Annotated in this window: 20 protein-coding genes; 11 read left to right on the top strand and 9 right to left on the bottom strand. The window is 70.5% G+C overall.

Annotated features, from left to right (window positions below; genetic code table 11):
* Positions 1-66: 66 nt before the first annotated feature.
* Both msrA and RCR19_RS14300 read right to left on the bottom strand, forming a co-directional pair.
* On the bottom strand, positions 67-744 hold the full coding sequence (gene msrA, locus RCR19_RS14305) for a peptide-methionine (S)-S-oxide reductase MsrA (RefSeq protein ID WP_331265509.1): 678 nt from the start codon (positions 742-744) through the stop codon (positions 67-69).
* Between the two features lie 125 nt (positions 745-869).
* Complete coding sequence (locus RCR19_RS14300) at positions 870-1,988, bottom strand: hypothetical protein (protein WP_331265508.1); 1,119 nt, start codon at positions 1,986-1,988, stop codon at positions 870-872.
* 309 nt (positions 1,989-2,297) lie between these two features.
* On the opposite strand from RCR19_RS14300, the gene RCR19_RS14295 reads away from it, so the two are divergent.
* Positions 2,298-3,452: a cystathionine gamma-synthase gene (locus RCR19_RS14295; RefSeq protein ID WP_331265507.1), complete on the top strand. Its 1,155-nt coding sequence runs from the start codon at positions 2,298-2,300 to the stop codon at positions 3,450-3,452.
* 13 nt (positions 3,453-3,465) lie between these two features.
* Here RCR19_RS14295 and RCR19_RS14290 read toward each other — a convergent pair whose 3' ends face one another.
* The 3 genes from RCR19_RS14290 to RCR19_RS14280 all read right to left on the bottom strand — a co-directional run bounded on the left by RCR19_RS14290 (position 3,466) and on the right by RCR19_RS14280 (position 5,008).
* A complete protein-coding gene (locus tag RCR19_RS14290; protein WP_331265506.1) occupies positions 3,466-3,714 on the bottom strand; it encodes a hypothetical protein in 249 nt (82 codons plus the stop codon).
* Between the two features lie 71 nt (positions 3,715-3,785).
* Positions 3,786-4,289, bottom strand: coding sequence for a sigma factor-like helix-turn-helix DNA-binding protein (locus RCR19_RS14285; protein WP_331265505.1), 504 nt, complete (start codon positions 4,287-4,289; stop codon positions 3,786-3,788).
* Between the two features lie 212 nt (positions 4,290-4,501).
* Entirely contained in the window at positions 4,502-5,008 is a 507-nt protein-coding gene (locus RCR19_RS14280) for a MarR family transcriptional regulator (protein ID WP_059129168.1), read from the bottom strand.
* A gap of 163 nt (positions 5,009-5,171) precedes the next feature.
* Here RCR19_RS14280 and ilvA point away from each other — a divergent pair, with 163 nt between their 5' ends.
* The 3 genes from ilvA (at position 5,172) to RCR19_RS14265 (ending at position 8,459) form a co-directional block, all read left to right on the top strand.
* Positions 5,172-6,401 (top strand): threonine ammonia-lyase, encoded by a 1,230-nt coding sequence (gene ilvA / locus RCR19_RS14275; RefSeq protein ID WP_331265504.1) that lies wholly within the window; start codon positions 5,172-5,174, stop codon positions 6,399-6,401.
* A gap of 193 nt (positions 6,402-6,594) precedes the next feature.
* Entirely contained in the window at positions 6,595-7,605 is a 1,011-nt protein-coding gene (locus RCR19_RS14270; protein ID WP_331265503.1) for an ATP-binding cassette domain-containing protein, read from the top strand.
* Positions 7,602-8,459, top strand: coding sequence for an ABC transporter permease (locus RCR19_RS14265; RefSeq protein WP_331265502.1), 858 nt, complete (start codon positions 7,602-7,604; stop codon positions 8,457-8,459). Before RCR19_RS14270 ends, RCR19_RS14265 begins: the two co-directional genes overlap by 4 nt.
* 90 nt (positions 8,460-8,549) lie before the next feature.
* On the opposite strand, the gene greA is transcribed toward RCR19_RS14265, so the two are convergent.
* Positions 8,550-9,050 carry a transcription elongation factor GreA gene (gene greA, locus RCR19_RS14260; protein WP_059129165.1) on the bottom strand — a complete coding sequence of 167 codons (501 nt, stop codon included), beginning with the start codon at positions 9,048-9,050 and terminating at the stop codon, positions 8,550-8,552.
* Between the two features lie 168 nt (positions 9,051-9,218).
* Positions 9,219-9,617, bottom strand: coding sequence for a DUF4307 domain-containing protein (locus RCR19_RS14255; protein WP_331265501.1), 399 nt, complete (start codon positions 9,615-9,617; stop codon positions 9,219-9,221).
* Positions 9,618-9,777: 160 nt separating this feature from the next.
* Here RCR19_RS14255 and mca point away from each other — a divergent pair, with 160 nt between their 5' ends.
* Both mca and RCR19_RS14245 read left to right on the top strand, forming a co-directional pair.
* Positions 9,778-10,656: a mycothiol conjugate amidase Mca gene (gene mca, locus RCR19_RS14250; RefSeq protein ID WP_331265500.1), complete on the top strand. Its 879-nt coding sequence runs from the start codon at positions 9,778-9,780 to the stop codon at positions 10,654-10,656.
* Positions 10,657-10,662: 6 nt separating this feature from the next.
* On the top strand, positions 10,663-10,935 hold the full coding sequence (locus RCR19_RS14245) for a hypothetical protein (protein ID WP_331265499.1): 273 nt from the start codon (positions 10,663-10,665) through the stop codon (positions 10,933-10,935).
* A 70-nt stretch (positions 10,936-11,005) separates the two neighbouring features.
* Here RCR19_RS14245 and RCR19_RS14240 read toward each other — a convergent pair whose 3' ends face one another.
* Positions 11,006-14,203 (bottom strand): tetratricopeptide repeat protein, encoded by a 3,198-nt coding sequence (locus RCR19_RS14240; RefSeq protein ID WP_331265498.1) that lies wholly within the window; start codon positions 14,201-14,203, stop codon positions 11,006-11,008.
* A gap of 252 nt (positions 14,204-14,455) precedes the next feature.
* On the opposite strand from RCR19_RS14240, the gene RCR19_RS14235 reads away from it, so the two are divergent.
* The 5 genes from RCR19_RS14235 to RCR19_RS14215 all read left to right on the top strand — a co-directional run bounded on the left by RCR19_RS14235 (position 14,456) and on the right by RCR19_RS14215 (position 23,267).
* Positions 14,456-16,495: a thioredoxin domain-containing protein gene (locus RCR19_RS14235; RefSeq protein WP_331265497.1), complete on the top strand. Its 2,040-nt coding sequence runs from the start codon at positions 14,456-14,458 to the stop codon at positions 16,493-16,495.
* A 193-nt stretch (positions 16,496-16,688) separates the two neighbouring features.
* The gene (locus RCR19_RS14230; protein WP_331265496.1) at positions 16,689-17,966 is read left to right on the top strand and encodes a glycosyltransferase; all 1,278 of its coding nucleotides are present in this window, start codon (positions 16,689-16,691) and stop codon (positions 17,964-17,966) included.
* Complete coding sequence (locus tag RCR19_RS14225) at positions 17,963-19,606, top strand: phospholipid carrier-dependent glycosyltransferase (RefSeq protein WP_331265495.1); 1,644 nt, start codon at positions 17,963-17,965, stop codon at positions 19,604-19,606. The genes RCR19_RS14230 and RCR19_RS14225 overlap by 4 nt, the downstream gene beginning before the upstream one ends.
* Positions 19,603-20,799, top strand: coding sequence for a glycosyltransferase (locus tag RCR19_RS14220; protein WP_331265494.1), 1,197 nt, complete (start codon positions 19,603-19,605; stop codon positions 20,797-20,799). Before RCR19_RS14225 ends, RCR19_RS14220 begins: the two co-directional genes overlap by 4 nt.
* A gap of 92 nt (positions 20,800-20,891) precedes the next feature.
* Positions 20,892-23,267 carry a galactose oxidase-like domain-containing protein gene (locus RCR19_RS14215; protein ID WP_331265493.1) on the top strand — a complete coding sequence of 792 codons (2,376 nt, stop codon included), beginning with the start codon at positions 20,892-20,894 and terminating at the stop codon, positions 23,265-23,267.
* Here RCR19_RS14215 and RCR19_RS14210 read toward each other — a convergent pair.
* A complete protein-coding gene (locus tag RCR19_RS14210; RefSeq protein WP_331265492.1) occupies positions 23,264-24,040 on the bottom strand; it encodes a Mut7-C RNAse domain-containing protein in 777 nt (258 codons plus the stop codon). The genes RCR19_RS14215 and RCR19_RS14210 overlap by 4 nt on opposite strands.
* Between the last annotated feature and the right edge of the window lie 14 nt (positions 24,041-24,054).

The following is a 24,054-nucleotide window of genomic DNA, read 5'->3' as shown; positions in this document are numbered from 1 at the left end:
TGCGGCACCGTGCGGGCTGCCGGTGCCGCGACGGTCCTCTTCAGGCACCCCGGCGCACGACACCGGCTACTGGTCCCTGGGCTCCGGCGTCGGAGCGATACCCGTCGGGCACGACACCCCCGTCCCGCCCAATCCGCAGTACCCGCCCGGGTTCTTGTCCAGGTACTGCTGGTGGTATCCCTCCGCCGGGTAGAACTCGCGGCCCTCCGCGGGGAGCAGTTCCGTGGTGATGCTGCCGTGGCCCGAGTAGGTGAGGACCTTCTGGTACGCCTCGCGGGACGCCCGCGCCGCGGTCGCCTGGGCGGGGGAGTGGGTGTGGATCGCCGAGCGGTACTGGGTGCCGACGTCGTTGCCCTGGCGGAAGCCCTGCGTGGGGTCGTGGGACTCCCAGAAGACCTGCAACAGGCGCTCGTAGGAGATCTTCTCCGGGTCGTGGACCACACGGACCGTCTCGGTGTGGCCCGTCAGGCCCGAGCAGACCTCTTCGTATGTGGGGTTCTCGGTGTAGCCGCCCTGATAGCCGACGAGCGTCGTGTGGACGCCCGGGAGCTGCCAGAACGAGCGCTCGGCGCCCCAGAAGCAGCCGAGGGCGAAGTCCGCGATCTCCAGGCCCTCCGGGTAGGGGCCGAGGAGAGGGGTGCCGAGCACCGTGTGCCGCGCGGGGACCGTGAAGATCGGCTTGGGGCGACCGCTCAGGGCCTGCTCCGGCGTGGGCAGCCGGGGAGTGCGGCTGTACGGGAACATATGGTCTCCACAGGGGGCATGGAACGAGTGGGGCTTGACGCCCAACGTGCGTGTCCGCCCCGGAATTCCGGGGCGGACACCGGGGCGCGGCCCTGGTGTGCCGCCGCGCGGCGTGGCCGGTGGACTCAGTGCGGCAGGGCCGCCGGGCTTCCGCCGTTCGCCTCGAAGCCCGCCACCGCCAGGGCCCGGTACATCGCGTAGTCCGCGGCCGGGTCGGCGCTCAGGGTCCAGGGCAGCGCACCCACATGACCGTCGACATGGACCAGCTGGGCCATCGCCTCCGGCCAGCGCTCGCTGCGGACCAGGAAGAGGATCAGGAGGTGGCGGACGTGCGCTGCCATGGGGTCGTCGGAGCGGGCCGACTGCACCGCGAAGAGTGCGCCGTGGATCGCCTTGGTCACGACCTCGCTCCGGTAGAAGCTGCTGACCAGGTTCACCTCGGGCAGGTGCTCGAAGACCGCGAAGAGGGGCATCGCGGCCAGGAGCGAGCCCTGCGGGGCACGCGCGGCCGCCGCCTCCGCGAAGGAGTAGGCCAGCTCGCGCGAGCCGTGCCACTTCTCGCACCAGTAGTGCAGTGCCGCCAGGTGCGCCCCCATGTGGGTCGGGGCGCGGTCCAGGACCTTCAGCCACAGCTGCTCGAACTCCGGCCGCGGGTAGCCGAGGCCACGGGCCACCGAGAGCTCGATGATGTACGGGACCGGGTCACCGGGGGCCAGCAGTGCCGCCTCGGCGCAGGCCGACTGCGCCTCCTCCATGATGATCCGGAACTCCTCCGTGCCCGGCGTCGACGTGCGCCAGGCCTGCTGCACCAGGAACTCCGCTTGCACGGCCGCGCCGCCCGCGTCCTTCGGGGCCTCGGTCCGCCACACCCGCAGCCACTGGCCGCCCGGGATCTCGCTCACTCCTCCGGGCCGCGTCTGCAGTTCCAGGGACGCGGAGCCCGCGAAGGCCTGCACACGCTGCCAGCGCGTCTCGCCCTCCGCCTCCGTGCCGGCCAGGAGCTGCGCGGCGGCGTGGTAGTCCTGCGTCTGCTGCACCACGTCCAGGACGTCCAGCAGGTCCTGGTCGGGGCCGGGCATGCGGACGTCCAGCTCCTCCTGGCGCACGAAGCCGTAGTTCGCGGGGTCCGCCGCGTCCGGATGGCCCGGCGCCACCTGCTGGATGCGCGCGCGCCTGCGCATGAGAACGGGCAGCAGGACCATGCTGAACATGGCCGCCGCCATCAGGACCCAGAGAATCGCCATGCCTCCAGCGAACCAGACGGGTCGGACACTTGGCCAACCCGGTCGCCGGGCCTGTGGAAAACCACTGGCGCACCGACCGGCACGGGCATCGGGCGCGGTTGCCGCGCCCAGCGCCTCGCACCCCTGTTCCCAGGTCCGGCTCGCCGGGTCCGGGTGCTCCGGTCCGTGCTCGCCGGGACCGGTGCTCCGGTCCGTGCTCTCCGGGACCGGGTGCTCCGGTCCGTGCTCTCCGGGACCGGCTCGCCCGTCCCGGCGCCCGGGTCCCCGAGGTCCGTCGTCCCCGCCGCCGGAGCACTACCCTCGGTGCACATGAGCGACAGGCACATCAGTCAGCACTTCGAGACCCTCGCGATTCACGCGGGGAACACCGCCGACCCCCTGACGGGCGCGGTCGTCCCACCGATCTACCAGGTGTCGACCTACAAGCAGGACGGCGTCGGCGGGCTGCGCGGCGGCTACGAGTACAGCCGCAGCGCCAACCCGACCAGGACCGCACTCGAGGAGAACCTCGCGGCCCTGGAGGGCGGCCGCCGCGGTCTCGCGTTCGCGTCCGGACTGGCGGCCGAGGACTGCCTGTTGCGTACGCTGCTCAGCCCCGGCGACCACGTGGTCATCCCGAACGACGCGTACGGCGGCACGTTCCGTCTGTTCGCGAAGGTGGTCTCGAGGTGGGGCGTGGAATGGTCCGTCGCGGACACCTCCGATCCGTCGGCGGTACGAGCCGCACTCACCCCGAAGACCAAGGTCGTCTGGGTGGAGACCCCCTCCAACCCGCTGCTCGGCATCACCGACATCGCCGTCGTCGCCCAGATCGCACGTGACGCGGGCGCCAGGCTCGTCGTCGACAACACGTTCGCGACGCCCTACCTGCAGCAGCCCCTCGCGCTCGGTGCGGACGTCGTCGTGCACTCCCTGACCAAGTACATGGGCGGCCACTCCGACGTCGTCGGCGGTGCGCTGATCGTGAACGACCAGGAGCTCGGCGAGCAGCTGGCGTACCACCAGAACGCGATGGGCGCGGTCGCCGGCCCGTTCGACTCGTGGCTGGTGCTGCGCGGTACCAAGACGCTCGCGGTCCGTATGGACCGGCACAGCGAGAACGCCGCCAGGATCGCCGACATGCTCACCCGGCACGCGCGTGTGACGCGCGTTCTGTACCCGGGCCTGGCGGAGCACCCCGGTCACGAGATCGCCGCGAAGCAGATGAAGGCGTTCGGCGGCATGGTCTCCTTCCAGGTCGAGGGCGGCGAGGAGGCGGCGGTCGAGGTCTGCAACCGCGCCAAGGTGTTCACGCTCGGCGAGTCCCTGGGCGGTGTGGAGTCGCTCGTCGAGCACCCGGGGCGCATGACGCACGCGTCCGCGGCCGGCTCGGCCCTGGAGGTCCCCTCCGACCTGGTCCGTCTCTCGGTGGGCATCGAGAACGTCGACGACCTCCTGGAGGACCTGCAGCAGGCTCTCGGCTAGCCGCCGCCCCTTCTCACCAGCCGCTGATGGGCGGAGTCGTCGTGGACGGCGGCTCCGCCCAGGGCCGGGTCAGGGACGCCCAGATCGCGAAGGCGAGGGCCGCGGCCAGCAGCGTGATCCACAGCAGGCGGCGCGCCGCGGTCCGGCGGCGCAGGATCCGGGTGCCGCGCCGCAGCACCTCCGGGTACAGGTCGGGCGGCACAGGGGGCGGTGTCCGCTCCAGCATCCGCCGTACGGCGGCGTCACGCTCGCGCAGATACATCGGTCACCTCGGTTCCCGTATGCAGGTCGGGCGGCCCGTCGTGCCGTCGCCCGTTCTCCGGTCCGTGCCGGTCACGACGGGGCCACCTTCGCGACCGGCACCGCGGGCGCCGGCCGGGGCGGCGGGTGCAGCAGCGTCGCCACCGCACGTGCGCAGATCGCGCGCACCCGCTCGGTGGGCAGTCCCAGCAGCGCCCCGGTCTGTTCCTCGGTCACACCTTCGTACAACCTGAGTACGAGCATCAGCCGCTCCCGAGGAGACAGGCCCGCGAGGATGCCGCCCCGATCCCTGCGCTGCCGGCCGAAGGTCCCGTGCCGGTGCCATGCCTCGCGCGCGAAGCGGGTGGCGAGCTGTTGGCGCGTGCGGTCGTAGGGGTCGTCGCCGCGCAGCCGGTCCCAGGAGGCGTACGTCTCGGCGAGGGCCAGCGTCAGCAGGCGCCGGGCGCGCGGGTTGTCGTCCGGGGTCTCCGCGGTGAGCAGGGTGGCCGCATGCAGCAGCCGTCCGGCCGCGCCCGCGACGAAGGCCTCGAAGTCCCGGGCCCGGCGGGCCTCTTGGGACGCATGCCGTTCTCGCACCGCGCCTCCCGACTGAGGGCGACCATGAAGGGTCGGGGCCGCGCCGTACGGAGGCGGCCGAGCCCGCACGGCGCGGGTGCGCGTGCGGGATGCCGGAGCGTGTACGACAGGGACCCGATCTCATATGAGACCGGCGGCGACCCCGGGGTCAAGAGCCGGGGAGCGCCCGGCACGCATGCGTGCCGGGAGACGACGGACGGGGCGCCCGGGACTCAGGACGGCTGCTGTGCCTCGTTCCCCGGAAGGACCTGCGATGTCTGGCGGGCCGAGAGGGCCACGTTGAAGCGCGTGAGGAGCGAGCAGAACTCCTGGCGCTCCGCGGGGGTCCAGTCGTGCGTCAGTTCGGCCATGAGCTGCCGCCGGGAGGAGCGCACCTCTTCCAGGCGCGACAGTCCGCGCGGGGAGAGCTGGAGCACCACCGCGCGCCCGTCCTCCGGGTGGGAGGTCCGCTTGACGAGACCGGTGTCCACCAGCGGGGCCACCTGCCGGGTGACCGTCGAGGAGTCGATGCCCATGCTCGCGGCGAGCGCCTTGACGCCCATCGGGCCTTCCTTGTCGAGGCGGTTGAGCAGGAGATATGCGGCACGGTCCATCGAGTTGCGCACCTGCCCGACTCCGCCGAGCCGCGTCTGTTCGGCGCGGCGTGCGAACACTGCGACCTCGTGCTGCAGCGTGTCCAGAAGACCGGGGTCACCGACGGTCGACATGTCCATCGACATTTCAGGTGTTGTGGGCATGGCCGGGGGCTCAATTCATGCGTGGAAGCTGGGTTGGGGGACAGGGTACGCGGCCGGGGCGCGGGGCGTACCGGCGCTGCGCAAACCCGTTTCGCAGCTTGGTCACACCCGCTGCGGACGGGCGTGAACTGCGAGACTGGTGGTCATGAACTACAGCACGGCCGACTCCCTGCCCGCGGTGACGCTGGACGACGTCCGGGGCGCCCAGAAGATGCTCTCGGGCGTCGCGCGCGTCACCGCGATGGAGGGCAGCAGGTACCTGTCGCAGCTGGTCGGCACACCGGTGCACCTGAAGTGCGAGAACCTCCAGCGGACCGGTTCGTTCAAGCTGCGTGGCGCATATGTGCGCATCGCCGGGCTGCTGCCCGAGGAGCGGGCGGCGGGTGTCGTCGCCGCGAGCGCGGGCAACCACGCCCAGGGAGTGGCCCTCGCGTCCTCGCTGCTGGGTGTGCACTCCACCGTCTTCATGCCCAAGGGCGCTCCGCTGCCGAAGATCAGCGCGACCCGTGAGTACGGCGCCGACGTACGGCTCTACGGACAGGTGGTGGACGACTCGCTGGCCGCCGCTCAGGAGTACGCGGCCGAGACGGGCGCGGTCCTCATCCATCCGTTCGACCATCCCGACGTCGTCGCCGGTCAGGGGACGGTAGGTCTGGAGATCCTGGAGCAGTGCCCCGAGGTGCGCACCGTCGTCGTGGGCATGGGGGGCGGCGGGCTGGCGGCGGGGGTGGCGACCGCGGTGAAGGCGTTGCGTCCCGATGTGCGGGTGGTGGGCGTGCAGGCGGAGGGTGCGGCCGCGTACCCGCCCTCGCTGGCGGCCGGGCGCCCGGTGCCGGTGGCGAACCCGGCGACGATGGCCGACGGGATCAAGGTGGGCCGGCCCGGTGAGGTGCCGTTCCGTATCGTCGAGGACCTGGTCGACGAGGTCCGCACGGTGTCCGAGGACGCCCTGTCCGCCGCGGTCCTGCTGTGCCTGGAGCGGATCAAGCTGGTCGTGGAGCCGGCCGGTGCGAGTCCCGTTGCGGCGCTTCTGAGCGGTCCCGGCACCTTCGAGGGGCCGGTGGTGGCGCTGCTGTCCGGCGGCAACGTGGACCCGGTGCTGCTCCAGCGCATCCTTCGGCACGGCATGGCCGCGCAGGGCCGCTACCTCGCCGTCCGGCTGCGGGTGACCGACCGCCCGGGGGCACTCGCGACGCTTCTCGGGGTGTTGTCAGTGGCCGACGCTAACGTCCTCGATGTGAGTCACGTACGGACCGACCCGCGGCTCGGGCTCACGGAGGCGGAGGTGGAGCTGCAGCTGGAGACGATGGGCCCGGAGCACTGCGCCGAGGTGGGCCGGGCACTGCGGGAGGCGGGTTACACCGTCATCGACTGAGGTCGGGGGCGTCGTCGTGACCCGGTGGAAAAATGCATTGAGAGACGCGATACATCGCGTTATGGTGTGAGTGTCTCGCCGGTCTGTGCGCACACTCGGTCGTTCGCGGCCGCGCGGGCGGAAGGCCCATCGAGCGGACGAAGCCCGAATCGTACCCTCATTGCCCAAATTCCCAATGACGTGGAGAACTGATATGCCAGGCGCCATCTATGCCGAAGGTCTGGTGAAGACCTTCGGCGACGTAAGGGCTCTGGACGGCGTCGACCTGGATGTCCCGGAGGGCACCGTGCTGGGCCTGCTGGGGCCGAACGGCGCGGGCAAGACCACCGCGGTCCGCTGCCTCACGACCCTGCTGCGCCCCGACAGCGGCACCGCGACCGTCGCGGGGATCGACGTGCTCAAGAATCCCGACGCGGTGCGCCGCTCGGTCGGCCTGTCCGGTCAGTTCGCCGCGGTCGACGAGTACCTGACCGGCCGGGAGAACCTTCAGATGGTGGGCCAGCTCTACCAGATGAAGGCGAAGGCGGCCAAGCAGCGGGCGGCGGAGCTGCTGGAGCAGTTCAACCTCACGGAGGCCGCCGACCGCCCCACGAAGACCTACTCCGGCGGCATGCGCCGCCGCCTCGACCTCGCGGCCGCGCTCGTGGTCCGTCCGCCCGTGATGTTCATGGACGAGCCGACGACCGGTCTCGACCCGCGCAACCGCCAGCAGCTGTGGGAGGTCATCAAGCAGCTCGTCTCCGGCGGCACCACGCTCCTGCTGACCACCCAGTACCTCGAAGAGGCCGACCATCTGGCGCACGAGATCTGCGTGGTCGACCACGGCCGCGTCATCGCCCGGGGCACCTCCGACCAGCTCAAGGCGCGCACCGGAGGCGAGCGCGTCGAGGTCGTGGTGCACCAGCGCGAGGACATCCCGACCGCCACCGACGTCCTGCGCGGCTTCGGCAAGGGCGAGACCACGGTCGAGGAGCACATGCGCAAGCTCACCGTCCCCGTCACCGGCGGCGCCAAGCTCCTCGCCGAGGTCATCCGGGAGCTTGACACCCACGGCATCGAGATCGACGACATAGGGCTGCGCCGTCCCACCCTGGACGACGTCTTCCTGTCCCTGACCGGTCACATGGCCGAGCAGAAGTCCGAGGACAACGGCGCGGCCGGGAACAGCAAGGCCCGCAAGCGCACGAAGGAGAGCGCGAAGTGAGTGCAGTCACCGACACCGTGGCCACCGCGGCGCCGGCGAACCCGATCAGCCAGTCCTTCCGGGACTCGCTGGTGGTCGCGAAGCGGAATCTCATCCGTATGACCCGCATTCCGGAGATGGTGATCTTCGGGCTGATCCAGCCGATCATGTTCGTGGTGCTGTTCAGCTACGTCTTCGGCGGTTCCATGCAGATCGGCGGCAGCACCAGCCCCGAGGCCTACCGCAACTTCCTGATGGCCGGCATCTTCGCCCAGACCGTCACGTTCGCCACGGCGGGCGCCGGCGCGGGCATCGCCGACGACATGCACAAGGGGCTCATCGACCGCTTCCGCTCCCTGCCCATGGCGCGGGGCGCGGTGCTCACCGGGCGGACGCTCGCGGACCTCGTGCAGACCGCGCTGACCGTGTTCGTCCTCGCGATCGTCGCCCTGCTGGTCGGCTGGCGTGTGGGTTCCAACGGCGACACCAACGCCGGCAAGGTGCTGGCCGCGTTCGGTCTGCTGCTGCTGACGGGATATGCGTTCACCTGGATCGGCGCGCTGATCGGCCTCTCGGTGCGTACGCCGGAGGCGGCCACCTCGGGTGGACTGATCTGGCTGTTCCCGGTCACGTTCATCTCGAACGCGTTTGTGGACACCACCCATATGACGCCCTGGCTGCGGCACATCGCCGAGTGGAATCCGTTCAGCGCGACCGTCCAGGCCTGCCGCACGCTGTTCGGCAACCCCGGGGTCTCGCCCTCGGACGCCTGGCCCATGGCCCACCCCGTCTGGGCGTCCCTGATCTACTCGGTCGTGATTATCGTGATATTCCGGACGCTGGCGGTGCGCAAGTACCGCTCCGCGACGGCCTGACGCGACCCCGTCCCCTGGGCCCCGGCCCAGGGGACGGCGATGCCCCCGGTGCCGCATGGGCGCCGGGGGCATCGCCGAGGTGGGGAAGGCTCAGCCCTGGTAGGGCTCGGCCTTCAGGATCTTCACCGAGGCCTTCTTGCCGTTGGGCAGCTCGTACTGCGCGTCCTCGCCGACCTTGTGGCCGAGCACGCCGGCGCCGAGCGGGGACTGCGGCGAGTACGTCTCGATGTCGGCGCTCGCGTACTCGCGCGAGGCGAGCAGGAACGTCAGCGTGTCGTCCTCGTCACCGTCGAAGGCGATCGTCACGACCATGCCGGGGGCCACGGCGCCATCGGTCGAGGCCGGAGCCTCGCCGACCTGGGCGTTCTCCAGGAGCTGGGTCAGCTGGCGCACACGGAGCTCCTGCTTGCCCTGCTCCTCCTTGGCCGCGTGGTACCCGCCGTTCTCGCGCAGGTCGCCCTCCTCGCGCGCGGCCGCGATCTTGGCGGCGATCTCCGTGCGCGCAGGACCAGTAAGGTGCTCAAGCTCGTCCTTGAGCTTGTTGTACGCCTCCTGGGTCAGCCAGGTGACGTTCTCGCTGGTCTGGGTCACAGGTGCTCCTCGTCGGTACTGGGAATACAAAGCATCGCCCTACCCAGAAGAACGGTCCTTCACGAGTGGGCGAAACCACGAGCCTAACAATTCAACGGCCAAAGGGGGAGGACATAAGCCATCAGAATTACGTCAGCGCAGGTCAGCGCTTACGCGAGACGGGTGATGTCAGCCCGTGTGACAGCCGAGAAGCTCCGCGGTGCTTCCCTGGGACGTGGTGCGCAGGGTGACGACCTTGTCGATGCGCGTGGCGTGTCCGCCGAACCGGAAATCCGCGCGGCCGACCTCGGTGCCGTCCGCGGACTGGGAGCGCAGGGTGCAGTAGCCGGAGGCGTCCGCGTCCTTGCGCACCTCCAGGTGCACCTTGACCGCGTCCCGCGAGGCCTGGAAGGTGATCACTTCGCCGCTGATCTTGTTCTGGAAGACGTAGTGGTACGCGAAAAGGCCGACGACCAGCAGCAGCACCACGCCCAGCACACTGCCGACGATCTTGAGTGTGCGGTCGGCGCGCTCGTCCGCGGAGCGGCCGTAGCGCCCTTGGGGCAGCTCCGTGCTCGCCGTACTCATGATCGTCCTCTCGGCAGGGACCGGGACAACAGACGCCCCGGACGGGGCGTTCCGGGACCGGTCCCGGAATTTTTCACCCTCCGATTCGGTCACTATAGAAGCCGCTCATCGCGCCGAATCACGCAGGGCGCGCACTTGACGACTTACTGAGGATCGAGTCTTGACTGACCAACTGCGACTGATGGCTGTGCACGCCCACCCCGACGACGAGTCGAGCAAGGGCGCGGCCACCATGGCGAAGTACGTGTCCGAGGGGGTGGACGTGCTGGTGGTGACCTGCACGGGCGGGGAGCGCGGCTCCATCCTCAATCCGAAGCTCCAGGGCGACAAGTACATCGAGGAGCACATCCACGAGGTACGCAAGAAGGAGATGGACGAGGCCCGGGAGATTCTCGGCGTCAAGCAGGAGTGGCTCGGCTTCGTCGACTCCGGCCTGCCCGAGGGCGACCCGCTGCCCCCGCTTCCCGAGGGCTGTTTCGCTCTGGAGGACGTCGACAAGGCGGCCGGTGAGTTGGTGCGCAAGATCCGCGCGTTCCGCCCGCAGGCGATCACCACCTATGACGAGAACGGCGGCTATCCGCACCCCGACCACATCATGACCCACAAGATCTCGATGGTGGCGTTCGAGGGTGCCGCGGACACCGAGAAGTACCCGGAGGCGGAGTTCGGCCCGGCGTGGCAGCCGCTGAAGCTCTACTACAACCAGGGCTTCAACCGGCCGCGTACCGAGGCGCTGCACCACGCGATGCTCGACCGCGGGCTTGAGTCGCCGTACGGGGAGTGGCTGGAGCGGTGGAGCGAGATGGAGCGTGTCGAGCGCACGCTGACCACCCACATCCCGTGCGCGGACTTCTTCGAGATCCGTGACAAGGCCCTGATCGCGCACGCCACCCAGATCGATCCCGACGGGGGCTGGTTCCGGGTCCCGATGGACCTCCAGAGGGAGGTCTGGCCGACGGAGGAGTACGAGCTCGCGAAGTCCCTCGTGGACACCTCCCTCCCGGAGGACGACCTCTTTGCAGGCGTCCGCCGGTCCTGAGGGACAATGCCTGACATGAGCGCAAGCGCGAGCCTGGCAATGACGCACCTCGTCACCTTCGCCGAGGTGGACCAGAACAAGGTCACCCCCGGTGTCCTCGGCTTCATCGTCTTCGCGGCGATGGCACTGGCGGTGTGGCGCCTGATGAAGTCCATGAACAAGCACATGAGCAAGGTGGACTTCCAGGTGAACGCCGAGGACGACACCTCCGGCGGCGCCGAGAAGGCCGGCCGGCAGGACCCCGGCTCGGTCGGGGCGCCCAAGTCCCAGCGGGGCTGAGGCCCCCACCAGGGTTTCCCAGGGGCTGTGCACGGCGGACGCCGGGCGCAGCCCCCTTCAGGGGTGCCCGTCAGCGCCCGGCGATCATCGGCACCCCCATGACCTCGCGCGCATGCCGGCCCGGCACCATCCCCAGGCGCCACGCCTGCCAGCCGCCCTCCAGGCTCACCCCCCGCTCCAGCAGCAGCCCGTACGCCCCGACGTAGTCGTCCAGCTTGTCGTCCCTCGCCGGGTGGTACGCGCGTGAGAGCTGGGCCAGTTCCTCCTGGGCGACCGCCGCGCCCACCTCGGCCCCTCCCGGTGAGGCGTAGGGCAGGAGGGTGCAGCGCAGAAAACGGGCCCAGTCCTCGCCCCTGCGGTCGCCGTAGGAGGTGAACAGGTCCACCGCCTCGTCGCACAGGGCCAGCGCCTGCTGCGTACGGGCGTTCCCGGCGTCCACGACCGCCAGCTCCAGGCACGTCCAGGCCTCGCCGTGGGCCACACCGATGCGCTGGAAGTCCGCCTTCGCGTCCACCAGCAACTGGCGGGCGAAGCCGGAGTTGCGCAGCGAGCCGGTCCTGGCCGCCCGCTGATCTCGGGTCACCCGCGCCGAGTGATGCCGGGCGCAGGCCAGGCCGTAGACGTCCCGCATCCGCGAGAACATCGTGCGTGCGCGCTCCAGATCACGGACCGCCTGGTCGAGGTCGCCGGCCTCCTCGAGGGCCTGCCCGAGGTAGTAGACCGTCCAGGCCTCACCGCGCGCGTCCTCGTTCTCCCGGTGGCGCGCGGCGGCCCGGCGCAGGTCGTCGGCCGCCGCGGACGTGTCGCCGGCGAACAGGCGGGCGCGGGCCAGCTGGGTCAGCGCCCAGGCCTCGCCGCGCGCGTCATGGGTGCGGGTGTACAGATCCAGCGCGGTGCGCAGCTCGCTCTCCGCGCGCGGCACGTCCCCCATGCGCAGGGCGAGCTGGCCCAGCTGGAAGTGCGCCCAGGCCTCGCCGTGCACCGACTCGTTCTCCCGGTGCAGGACCAGGGCCCCGGTGAGCAGCTCCAGCGCCTGGTTCAGCCGTGCCCGGTCGCGCTCCACCGCCGCGAGCGCGTGCATCGTCCACGCCCGGTCCGCCGCCAGTTCGGGGGCGGCCTGGAGATCCATCGCCTCCTGGAGCTTCGCCGCGGCTTCGGTGAGGTTGCCCTGGTGGTGGAGGGTGATGCCGAGGGAGCACAGCGCCCTGGCGGCACCGGCGTCGTGGTGCGCCTCGAAGTAGAGGTCCACCACCGCGGCCAGTGTCGTCCGCGCCTTGTCCAGCTCGCCCAGCTGACGTGCCGCGATGCCCGTGCGCCACTGCACCGAGCGCACCAGAAGACCTTGGTCCACGGCCTGTGTCAGCTCGCTGATCTCACCCAGGCGGTAGAGGTCGCCGCGCAGCAGGCAGTAGTCGCACAGGGCGCCCAGCAGGTTCAGCACGGCCGCCTGGTCGACGCCCTCCGCGTGCCGCAGGGTGGCGGTGATGAAGCTCGACTCGTCGTCGAGCCAGCGCAGCGCGGCGTCCAGGGAGGTGAAGCCGTGCGGTCCGAAGCGGTCCGAGCGGGTCGACATATTGCCGTCCACCAGGCGCAGCACCGAGTCCGCCAGCTCCGCGTAGTTCACGATCAGGCGTTCCTGCGCGGCCGTGCGCTCGGCCGGCTCCTCCTCGTCGAGGAGCCGTGCCTGTGCGAAGCCCCGTACCAGGTCGTGCAGGCGGTAGCGGTTGCCGCGGACGTGATCGATCAGACCCGCGTCGGCCAGCGTCTGCAGATACCGGGCCGCGTCCTGGTCGTCGGTGGCCAGCAGGGCCGCCGCCGCGGCCGCGCCCAGTGAGGCACGGCCCGCCAGCGCCAGCCGGCGCAGCAGCCGCCGGGCCGCCTCCGGCTGGTCGGTGTAACGCAGCCACAGGGCGCGCTCCACCGGTCCCACCGGCCCGTAGGCGGCGAGATCCGCGGCCAGCCGGCGAGGGGAGCGCGGGCCGAGCGACGAACCGGCGATGCGCAGCGCCAGCGGCAGTCCGCCGCACAGCTCCCTGGTGCGGTCGGCGGCCTCGGCGTCGTACGGCCCCGAGCCGTCCTGGGCCGCCGCGTTCAGCAGGTCCTCCGCGCCCGCGGCGTCCAGCGCCCCGACCGGGAGCCGGTGGACATGGGCCGGCAGGTCCTCCGGCAGCTCCAGGGGCTCCCGGGCGGTGACCAGCACCAGACTCTCGGACCGTTCGGGCAGGAGCGTGCGCACCTGCTCCGGGTCGAAGGCGTCGTCCAGCACGATGGTGACCGGCAGGTCCGTCAGGTGCTGGTGGTACAGCTCGCCCAGCCGCTTGACCTGGTGGTCGGGGGCGGAGCGCTCACGGAACAGGAGCTGCTCGCGGGGCGCGCCGAGCCGGTTGAGCAGATGGAGCAGGGCGTCGCGGGTGGACAGCGGCTGCTCCTCGGTGCTGTCCCCGCGCAGGTCCACCAGGCAGGCGCCGCGGAAGTGGTCCTTGAGGTCGTGTGCGGCGTGGATCGCGAGCGATGTGCGTCCCGAGCCGGGTGGGCCGTGCAGCACGACCACCGACGGCTTGGTCTCGGTGCCCGCGCGGGCCGAACGTACCCACTGCCGGATCCGGTCCAGTTCCGTGCGCCGGCCCGCGAAGGAGCCGACGGGGTCGGGAAGTTGACCGAAGGACTGTTCGAGCACCGTGCGCCTGAGAGCCGCCGCGCTCTTGTCGGTGCGGCGCAGCCGGGGCGAAGCCTTCGCCTGTGTCGTCGAGGTGAGCACCTTCTGCTGGTCGAGGAACGGGCGGATGCCGCGCACCTCCAGGGCGGTCAGCCACTGCAGGCGCAGTTGCTCGGGGCCGCCGGGCCGGCCGAGCTCACCGGCCCGCCGACTGGCCGCCGGCAGATGGGACGCCGTCACCTTGGCGACCGTGGCCGCGGCGCCCACGACCGCGACGGTGGCCCCGGTGCCCAGCGCCGTGCCGCTGTCCGTGCCCAGCGCGAGGTCCGCGACGCAGGCCGCGACCGCGGCGACGGCCGCGACCAGGAGTGCCGTCCCCGCACCCTCCTTCGCGTACCGCTGCCCGAAGGTCAGCCGGCCGGCCTCCGCCTCGTCGAGGGCCCGCGTGTACACCTCGTACTCCTCCGAGGCCGTCTGCGCCATCGCGTCGAGGGCTCCGCGCGCCCGCGACAGCAGGACGGTCCCCTCCGTGCGGCCGCCCGAGCGGCGCACCTCCTCCTCAACGGCCCGTGCCAACAGCCGCTCGGCTTCAGCCCGATGGCTGTCCCGCATGTCACGTCCCCCTCCGGCGTCAACTCCATTGTTTTTCAGTGTCCTTCGAGGACGGCGTCGGCGCGAGGGTGCCGACGATCAGGATTCGGGTCCGGTTACGCCATCACCCGTGCCTTGCGCGCGGCCGTCCCATGGATGCCGGGGCCACCTCGTGAAGGATCCCGGCGTGCGGTGGGACTCCTGGGCGCGGCCGCTGCGAAGACGATCACGTCGCGGTGCGATCGAACGGGCCGTGTCGGGCAGGATGGAGGTATGCCGAACCGACTGGCTCATGAAACGTCCCCCTACCTCCTCCAGCACGCCGACAACCCGGTCGACTGGTGGCCCTGGTCGGAAGAGGCTTTCGAGGAGGCACGGCGGCGCGATGTGCCCGTACTGCTGAGCGTCGGCTACTCGAGCTGCCACTGGTGCCACGTCATGGCGCACGAGTCGTTCGAGGACGGGGCGACGGCGGCGTATCTGAACGAGCACTTCGTGAGCGTCAAGGTCGACCGCGAGGAGCGACCGGACGTCGACGCCGTGTACATGGAGGCCGTCCAGGCCGCCACCGGGCAGGGCGGCTGGCCCATGACCGTCTTCCTCACCCCCGAGGCCGCGCCCTTCTACTTCGGCACGTACTTCCCGCCCTCCCCCCGGCACGGCATGCCCGGCTTCCGCCAGGTCCTCGAAGGCGTCCGGCAGGCCTGGGCCGACCGGCGGGAGGAGGTGGCGGAGGTCGCCGGGAAGATCGTGCGGGATCTCGCCGGCCGGGAGCTGCAGTACGGCGACACGCGGACCCCGGGCGAGGACGAGCTCGCCCAGGCCCTCCTCGGCCTGACCCGGGAGTACGACCCGCAGCGCGGCGGCTTCGGCGGCGCCCCCAAGTTCCCGCCGTCCATGGTGCTGGAGTTCCTGCTGCGCCATCACGCCCGCACCGGCTCCGAGGGCGCCCTCCAGATGGCGCAGGACACCTGCGAGCGCATGGCACGCGGTGGGATCTACGACCAGCTCGGCGGCGGTTTCGCCCGCTACTCCGTCGACCGCGACTGGGTCGTGCCCCACTTCGAGAAGATGCTGTACGACAACGCCCTGCTGTGCCGCGTGTACGCGCACCTGTGGCGGGCCACCGGCTCCGGTCTCGCCCGGCGGGTCGCGCTCGAGACCGCCGACTTCATGGTGCGCGAACTGCGCACGAAGGAGGGCGGGTTCGCCTCCGCGCTCGACGCCGACAGCGACGACGGAAGCGGCCGCCATGTCGAGGGGGCCGCGTATGTGTGGACCCCTGCGCAGCTCGAGGAGGTGCTCGGTCCCGAGGACGCCGAACTCGCCGCCCGCTACTTCGGCGTCACCGACGAGGGAACCTTCGAGCAGGGCAGCTCTGTTCTCCAACTGCCCCAGCAGGAAGGCGTGGTCGACGCCGAGCGGATCGCGTCGATCCGGAGCCGGCTGCTCGTGAGCCGGGCGGAACGTCCCGCACCGGGGCGGGACGACAAGGTGGTCGCGGCCTGGAACGGTCTGGCCGTCGCGGCTCTCGCCGAGACCGGCGCGTACTTCGACCGCTCGGACCTCGTTGAGGCCGCGATCGGCGCCGCCGACCTCCTCGTGCGGCTGCACATGGACGAGCGCGCGCGTCTGGCCCGTACGTCGAAGGACGGTCGGGTCGGTGCCCACACAGGGGTGTTGGAGGACTACGCCGACGTCGCCGAGGGCTTCCTGGCGCTTGCCTCCGTCACCGGCGAGGGCGTCTGGCTGGAGTTCGCCGGGTTCCTGCTGGACCATGTGCTGGTCCGCTTCACCGACGACAGCGGTGCGTTGTACGACACCGCCGCCGACGCGGAGAAGCTGATCCGCCGTCCTCAGGACCCCACCGACAACGCCACCCCGTCCGGCTGGACCGCCGCCGCCGGTGCCCTGCTGTCCTACGCGGCGCAGACCGGATCCGAACCCCATCGCACCGCGGCGGAGCGGGCGTTGGGCGTGGTCAAGGCGCTCGGACCGCGCGTGCCCCGTTTCGTCGGCTGGGGGCTCGCCGTCGCCGAGGCGTTCCTCGACGGTCCCCGCGAGGTCGCGGTCGTCGGTCCGGCTCTCGATGATCCGGCCACAAGGGCCCTGCACCGCACGGCACTTCTGGGCACGGCCCCGGGCGCGGTGGTGGCGGTGGGCACTGCGGGGAGCGAGGAACTGCCGCTTCTCGCCGACCGGATTGTGGTGGATGGCGAACCGACCGCGTACATCTGCCGCAACTTCACCTGTGACGCCCCGACCACCGACCCGGAGCGGCTGCGCAACGGCCTGAGCTTCAGGGAAGGGTGACGGAAGATCAGACTCCGGTGGCATGACCGGTCCCGGCCCGGAGCAGATCCCACCAGAAGGGCGTCCATCCCGAAACGCACTATTTATCTGAAGAGCTCCAGGACTTCACAGTTCCCGCCTAGTCTCTCCATCGTTCCGCGACAGGTGTGCCACGTTGTCGCGGCAGGGGGTTTTGGGGATCTGGGGGGATCTGTTGCTGACGTCTGTCTTCATAGCTGCTGTTTCGCTGGCTTTGTTCTGGATGGCGGCTTTCACTTTGTGGTGGCAGATGCACGCGTGGCGTACGCCCGAAGTGCTGGCCTCCACCCGGTTCGGCAGCCCGGACGGTGGTGAGCACCTGTCCTTCTCGCTGCTGCTGCCTGCGAGACATGAACAGGCCGTGCTCGACCACACGATCCAGCGGCTGCTCGAGTCCACGCACGCCGACTACGAGATCATCGTCATCGTGGGGCACGACGACCCGGAGACCGCCGAGGTCGCCCGGAAGGCCGCGGCCCGCGACGGGCGTGTCCGTGTCGTCGTCGACCACCACGAGAAGAAGAACAAGCCGAAGGCCATGAACACGGCGCTGCCGTACTGCCGCGGCGACGTCGTCGGGGTCTTCGACGCCGAGGACCAGGTGCATCCCGAGCTGCTCGCCCACGTCGACCACGCGTTCCGCACCACGGGCGCGGACGTCGTCCAGGGCGGGGTGCAGCTCATCAACTTCCATTCCAGCTGGTACAGCCTGCGCAACTGCCTGGAGTACTTCTTCTGGTTCCGCTCCCGGCTGCATCTGCATGCGCAGAAAGGGTTCATCCCGCTCGGCGGCAACACCGTCTTCGTGCGGACCGACGTCCTGCGGGAAGCCGACGGCTGGGATCCCGACTGCCTCGCCGAGGACTGCGACCTCGGAGTGCGGCTGTCCAGCGTCGGGAAGAAGGTCGTCGTCGCCTACGACTCCGACATGGTGACCCGGGAGGAGACCCCGGGCTCGCTGATGTCGCTGCTCAAGCAGCGCACCCGCTGGAACCAGGGCTTCCTGCAGGTCTACCGCAAGAAGGACTGGAAGCAGCTCTCCGGCCTCGGGCAGCGCCTGCTCGCCCGCTACACGCTCATGACCCCGTTCCTGCAGGCGTTCTCGGGTGTCGTCATCCCGCTCAATGCCGCGATCGCCCTCTTCCTGGACGTTCCGGTCGGCATCGCCTTCCTCACCTTCCTTCCTCTCGTCACGGCCGCCGTGACCTTCGTGTTCGAGGTCGTGGGGCTCCATGACTTCGGCAAGCAGTACGGGCTGCGTGTCCGCTTCATCCACTATGTGAAGCTCATCGTGGGCGGCCCCTTCTACCAGGTGCTCCTCGCAGGTGCCGCCGTCCGTGCCGTATGGCGCGAACAGCGCGGTCGCAACGACTGGGAGCTGACCAGCCACGTGGGCGCGCATCTGACCGCGGCCGACGTGATCCGCCCGTCCCGAGAGGACGTTGCTGCGTGACCTCCACTCTTCCCGCGGCGACCGGCACCGAGGTCCCCGCGCAGGACACACGTGTCCCCGTCACCGTCCCGGCGCCGCGTCCGGCGTTCCGTTTCCGCAGCTCCCGTCCCGATCTGATCGTGTGCGGACTGCTGCTCGCGGCGATCCTCGCGGTGCAGGGCTGGAACATCTCGGCCTATCCGACGCTCAGCGACGACGAGGGCACCTACCTCGCCCAGGCGTGGGCCGTGCAGAACGGCCACGGGCTCGCCCATTACACGTACTGGTACGACCACCCGCCGTTCGGCTGGGTGCAGATCGCCCTGCTGACCTGGATTCCCGCCCGCATCGCTCCCGAACTGATGACGGTCGGCTCCATGCGGTTCGTGATGCTGCTGGTCAGCGCCGTGAGCGCGGTCCTCGTCCATGTCCTCGCCCGCCGCCTGCTGCTGCCGGTGTGGGCCGCCGGGCTCGCCATGGTCCTCTTCGGTCTCTCCCCGCTGTCGGTGGTGCTCCAGCGCGAGATCTTCCTCGACAACATCGCGGTGATGTGGACGCTCCTCGCGTTCACCCTGGCCGCCTCCCCGAGCCGTCATCTGTGGCACCACTTCGGGGCCGGCCTCGCCGCGGCTGCGGGCGTCCTGACCAAGGAGACGATGCTCGTCGTCCTGCCCGCCGTCTTCCTGACCATGTGGCGCCACAGCCACCGGGACACACGGAAGTTCGCGCTCACCGGCGCGGTCACCGCCTGCGCCCTGATCGGTCTGTCGTACCCCCTCTTCGCCCTGCTCAAGGGGGAGTTGCTGCCCGGCGCGGGCCATGTCTCGCTGTGGGACGGCATCATCTACCAGATGAGCAGGGCCGGGTCCGGGTTCATCCTCGACCCGCACTCCGGCTCGTACGGGGTGCTGCACTCCTGGCTCTACTACGACCGTGTGCTGCCGCTCGGCGGACTGGCCGGTGCGCTGCTCGTCCTGCTGAGCTGGCGCTGGTCGGTCACGGCGCGCGCGCTGGCCGGGCCGGCGCTCGCGGTCGCGATCCTCACCCTGGTCGCGATGCGGCCGAGCGGCTATCTGCCCGCGATGTACGTCATCCAGGCACTGCCGTTCCTGGCGCTGGTCCTGGCGGGCAGCGCCGCGAGCGTCGTCCACCTGGTGCTGAACAGGTGGCGCGGCGGGGCCGGGCGGCACTCCGTGACCTGGCTGAGGTACACCCTGGTGGCGCTGCTGGTGGCCGCCGCCGCGGCCTATGCGGTGCCGCGCTGGTACGACGGTGACCGCACCGCCGTCACCGCCGACGCCAACGCCCCCTACCGGGGGGCCTCCCACTGGCTCACCCACAAGGTGCAGGACCCGGAGCACACCAGGGTCCTGGTCGACGACGCGCTCTGGCTGGACCTCGTCCACGCCGGATACCGACCCGGGCTCGGCGTCATCTGGTTCTACAAGGCCGACCTCGACCCGGCGGTCACCAGGACCATGCCGGGCGGCTGGCGAGCCCTGGACTACGTCGTCGCCTCCCCGACGGTACGGCGCGACGCGGTCGACCTGCCGAACGTCAAGGCCGCGATCGAGCACTCCACGCCGGTCGCCACCTTCGGCACCGGTGACGACCGGATCGAGATCCGCAGGATCGACCAGGCCGCGGGAGGCAACCGATGACGTACGAATCCACCGTCCCCGGGGAACTCGGCGATCCGGCCGTACGGGCCGCCGAGGTCCCCGAACCGGGCGCCGTCACCATCGTCGTGCCCACCTTCAACGAGTCGGCGAACATCCGGGAACTGCTGCAGCGGATCAACGAGTCGGTGCCCGGCCGGCTTCCCTGCGAGGTCGTGTTCGTCGACGACTCCACCGACGACACCCCCGACGTGATCTTCCGTGAGGCGCAGGACTGTCCGTTCCCGGTCACCGTGCTGCACCGGGAGGAGCCGGTCGGCGGGCTCGGCGGGGCGGTGGTCGAGGGCTTCAAGGCGGCCGGTTCCGACTGGATCGTGGTCATGGACGGGGATCTTCAGCATCCGCCGTCCCTGGTACCCGAGTTGATCGGCACCGGCGAGCGCGCGAACGCCGGGCTCGTCGTGGCTTCCCGCTACATCAAGGGCGGCAGCCGTGCCGGACTCGCGGGCGGCTACCGGATCGCCGTCTCGCGCGGCGCGACCTGGCTGACCAAGTCGCTGTTCCCACGCAGGCTGCGCGGCATCAGCGACCCGATGAGCGGTTTCTTCGCCATCCGCCGCAGCGCGGTCACCGCGGAGATCCTTCAGCCGCTCGGTTACAAGATCCTGTTCGAGCTGGCCGTGCGCAGCAGACCGCGCCGGGTCACCGAGGTGCCGTTCGTCTTCCAGGACCGGTTCGCCGGCGAGTCCAAGTCGACCGCGCAGGAGGGCTTCCGCTTCCTGCGCCATCTGCTCGGGCTGCGCACCGCCTCGCCCGCGGCGCGCATGGTGGCCTTCGGGCTGATCGGCGCGACCGGCTTCGTACCGAACCTGGTCGGCCTGTGGGCGCTGACCAAGCTCGGTCTGCACTACGTGCCGGCCGAGATCCTCGCCAACCAGCTGGGCCTCGCCTGGAACTTCCTGCTCATCGAGCACCTGCTGTTCCGCGAGCGCCGCAGGCACCGCCGCTGGTGGGACCGGGTGGGCCGGTTCGCGCTCCTCGCCAACGCCGACCTGTTGCTGCGCATCCCGCTGATCGCGCTGCTGGTGCACGACTTCGGGATCGGAGCCCTGCCCGCCACCGCGCTCGCGCTGGTGATGACGTTCGTCCTGCGTTTCGTGGGGACCGAAGCGCTCGTCTATCTGCCGCGCCGTGGCGGTGGCAAGGGCCGGAGCGCCGCGAAGGCACACAGCTGAACCGCGCCCGTCGGTGCGAGCCGCAGAGCTAGGAGATCCATGTGAAGACCGTAGGAAGACTCCGTATTCTCCGCAGACGCAGAACCGCCCTGATGGCCGTGACCGGCCTGACCATGGGCCTGATCCTGACCTCGCCACAGCCCGCGTCGGCCGCGAACCTCGTCAAGAACCCGGGCTTCGAGACGGCCGGCGGCGACGGGATGCCGTACTGCTGGGAGAAGTCCGGCTGGGGGGACAACGACTTCGCCTTCACCACCACCGGTGACGCCCACTCGGGCGGCAAGGCCATGAAGGTCGAGCTGACCCGCCGCGTCGAGGGCGACCGCAAGGCGCTCATCACCGAGTCCGCGAGCTGTGCGCCCGTGGTGACGCCGGGCAAGCAGTACGACCTCTCGCTCTGGTACAGATCGACGACTCCCGACACCGCGGTCACCCTGTTCCGGCACGACGCGAGCGAGGGCTGGCAGTACTGGACCGACCTCAAGACGCTGGACATGAGCGCGGGCTGGGCACAGGCCAGCGTCCGCACACCCGAGGTGCCGTCCGGGACCGACATGATCACCTGGGGCGTCTCGTTGTACGGCACCGGGTCCGTGACCACGGACGACTACACGATGGAACAGGTGGCCGATGCGCCGCCGCCCGCGCAGTGCACGGGGACCGCGGACCAGTGCGCGAACGGCAGCTGGTCGGTGCTGCCCACGCAGAACCCGGTCCGTTCGATGCACTCGGTCGTCCTCAACAACGGCAAGGTCCTGCTGATCGCGGGTTCCGGCAACAGCGAGGAGAACTTCGCCGCGGGCACCTTCACGAGTGCGGTCTACGACCCGTCGAACGGCTCGTACAAGGTGATCCCGACCCCGAAGGACATGTTCTGCGCCGGGCACGTGCAGCTCCAGGACGGGCGTGTGCTCGTCATGAGCGGCAACAAGGCCTACCCGGTGGTGGGCGGTCACGGCTACGAGGGGTTCAAGGACTCGTACATCTTCGACCCGAAGACCGAGACGTACACCAAGACCAACGACCTCAACGACGGGCACTGGTACCCGTCGGCGACGGAACTCGGCAACGGCGACGTGATCTCCTTCGGCGGGCTGCGCGAGGACTCCACGGGCTCGGTCACGGCCGAGTACTGGTCGGACGCCGAACAGCAGTGGCTGCCTTTGTGGAAGGTCAACCAGACCTGGTCGTACTGGGGCCTGTACCCGTCGATGATCCTGATGCAGGACGGCCGCCTGTTCTACTCGGGCAGCCATGTCTTCGGCAACAACATCCCCGGCACCGGCTCGGCGATCTACGACTACGACGCCAACACCATCACGCAGATCCCGGGCCTGCAGAACAAGGACGAGCGAGACCAGTCGGCGAGCGTGCTGCTGCCCCCGGCCCAGGACCAGAGGGTCCTCACCATCGGCGGCGGCAACATCGACTCCAACCCGGACGCCAACCGCCTGACGGACATCATCGACCTCAAGCAGGCCGATCCGCAGTACGTCGCCGGGCCGCCGCTGCCGCAGGGCACCGTCGACCTCGGCGACGGCCCCGTCGCCGAGACCGGCGACCAGGGAAAGATGTACGTCTCCGCGGTGCTCATGCCCGACGGCAAGGTCCTGGAGACGGGCGGGGGCCTGCACAACCGGGCCGATCCCGTCCACGAGGCGTCGATCTTCGACCCGGACACCTCCGCCTTCGACCCGGTGGCCGCCGACCCGGAGTCCCGCGGCTACCACTCCTCCGCCTTCCTGCTGCCCGACGGGCGCATCATGGCCACCGGCGACAACCCGGGCAACGGCACGTGGAACCACAACGTGTCGATCTACTCGCCGCCCTACCTGTTCAAGGGCCCACGACCGACGATCACCTCCGTGATCGACGACGAGTGGACCTACGGCACCACACAGCGCATCACCGTCGACCGGCCCATCGCGAAGGCCGAGCTGATCCGCCCCGCGGCGGTCACCCACTCCTCGGACCCCAACCAGCGGTTCGTGGATCTGCCGTTGTCGGTGGACGGCGCCAACGTCGACCTGAACGTGACGAGCAACCCCGACCTGGCGCCGCCCGGCTGGTACATGCTCTTCGCGGTCGATGCAGGCGGTGTCCCGTCGGTGGCCAAGTGGGTCCACCTCCAGGGCCCGGCCGCGCTGAGCGCGGACACGGCCTCGGCGCACGTCCACTCCTTCGCCGACTCCCTGGAGGGCGGCACCGCGGCCCCGGCGAAGAAGCGCACGTCGCAGAAGGTCAGCACGACCCTCTCCGGCTGCGACCGGCACTACGGCTCGGTCAACGTGTGCGTGCCGACGGTGTTCCCGCCCCAGGTGAGGAGGACGACGGCGGCACGCTGTGCCTGGCTCGCGGTGAACGACTACGGGCGCCTGAAGGTCAACGGAAAGGACGACCCGCTCGGCCTCGACCCGAACAAGGACGGGGTGGCCTGTGCGAAGGGTGACGTGAGGGCGAAGCGCTAGGACCTGTCGCCCGGATCATGCCGGCGTCCGGACGACAGACCCCGGGTCCGGCCCGGGAACTCGGTGAGGGCGCGCTCCACGATGGCCTCCAGCTGTTCGTGGTGCGCGCCCTTCCAGTAGGCGCGCCCGCACGCACCGCACCGGGCGAAGACGTCGTACGACCGCCGGGTGCCGTGTTCGAGCTGGTCGGAGACCTCCTCCTTGGTGGCGTCGCGGAGCTGTCCGTTGCAGGCGGTGCACCGCGTCCAGGGCCGCAACACCGGTGCGAACCGGTGGAGTACGTCGCGGAGTTGTTCCTCGGGCCGGGTGCTGTAGACGAACGCGCCCGCCCACAGCTCGCGGCGGCGCAGCAGCCCGCGGTCGCGGCTGAGCATCACGCGCTGCTCGGCCGCCGAGCGGGCGGCGAGCGCCGGGTCGCCGATGTCGGTGGACTCGTAGGCAGCGTCCACGCCCAGCAGCCGCAGCCGGCGGGCCAGGGTGCCGAGATGCACGTCCAGCAGGAAGCGCAGCGGTGCGCCGGGCACCTGCTGCGGGCGCTCGACGGGCCGTACCTCGATGGACTCTCCGGCGGCCGGAACATGTGAGGGGGCCGCGGCGCGGCCGTCCACGACGAGCGTCCCGACCTCGGTGAGCGGCACGCCCAGCGACTCGACGACATGCCCGAGGGTCGAGGAGCCGTCCGTGACGACCTTGGTGGCAGGCCCGCGACGCCCGTGCGGGACGAAGAGGCCCAGCTCGGGGGCGAACGCGATGTGGATCTCGGGTCCGTTCACCTGGTCAGGATGGC

It is taken from the genome of Streptomyces sp. WAC07094 (genome assembly GCF_036320405.1).
Taxonomy (GTDB): domain Bacteria; phylum Actinomycetota; class Actinomycetes; order Streptomycetales; family Streptomycetaceae; genus Streptomyces; species Streptomyces lannensis.
This window is presented reverse-complemented; position numbering and strand designations above follow the sequence as displayed.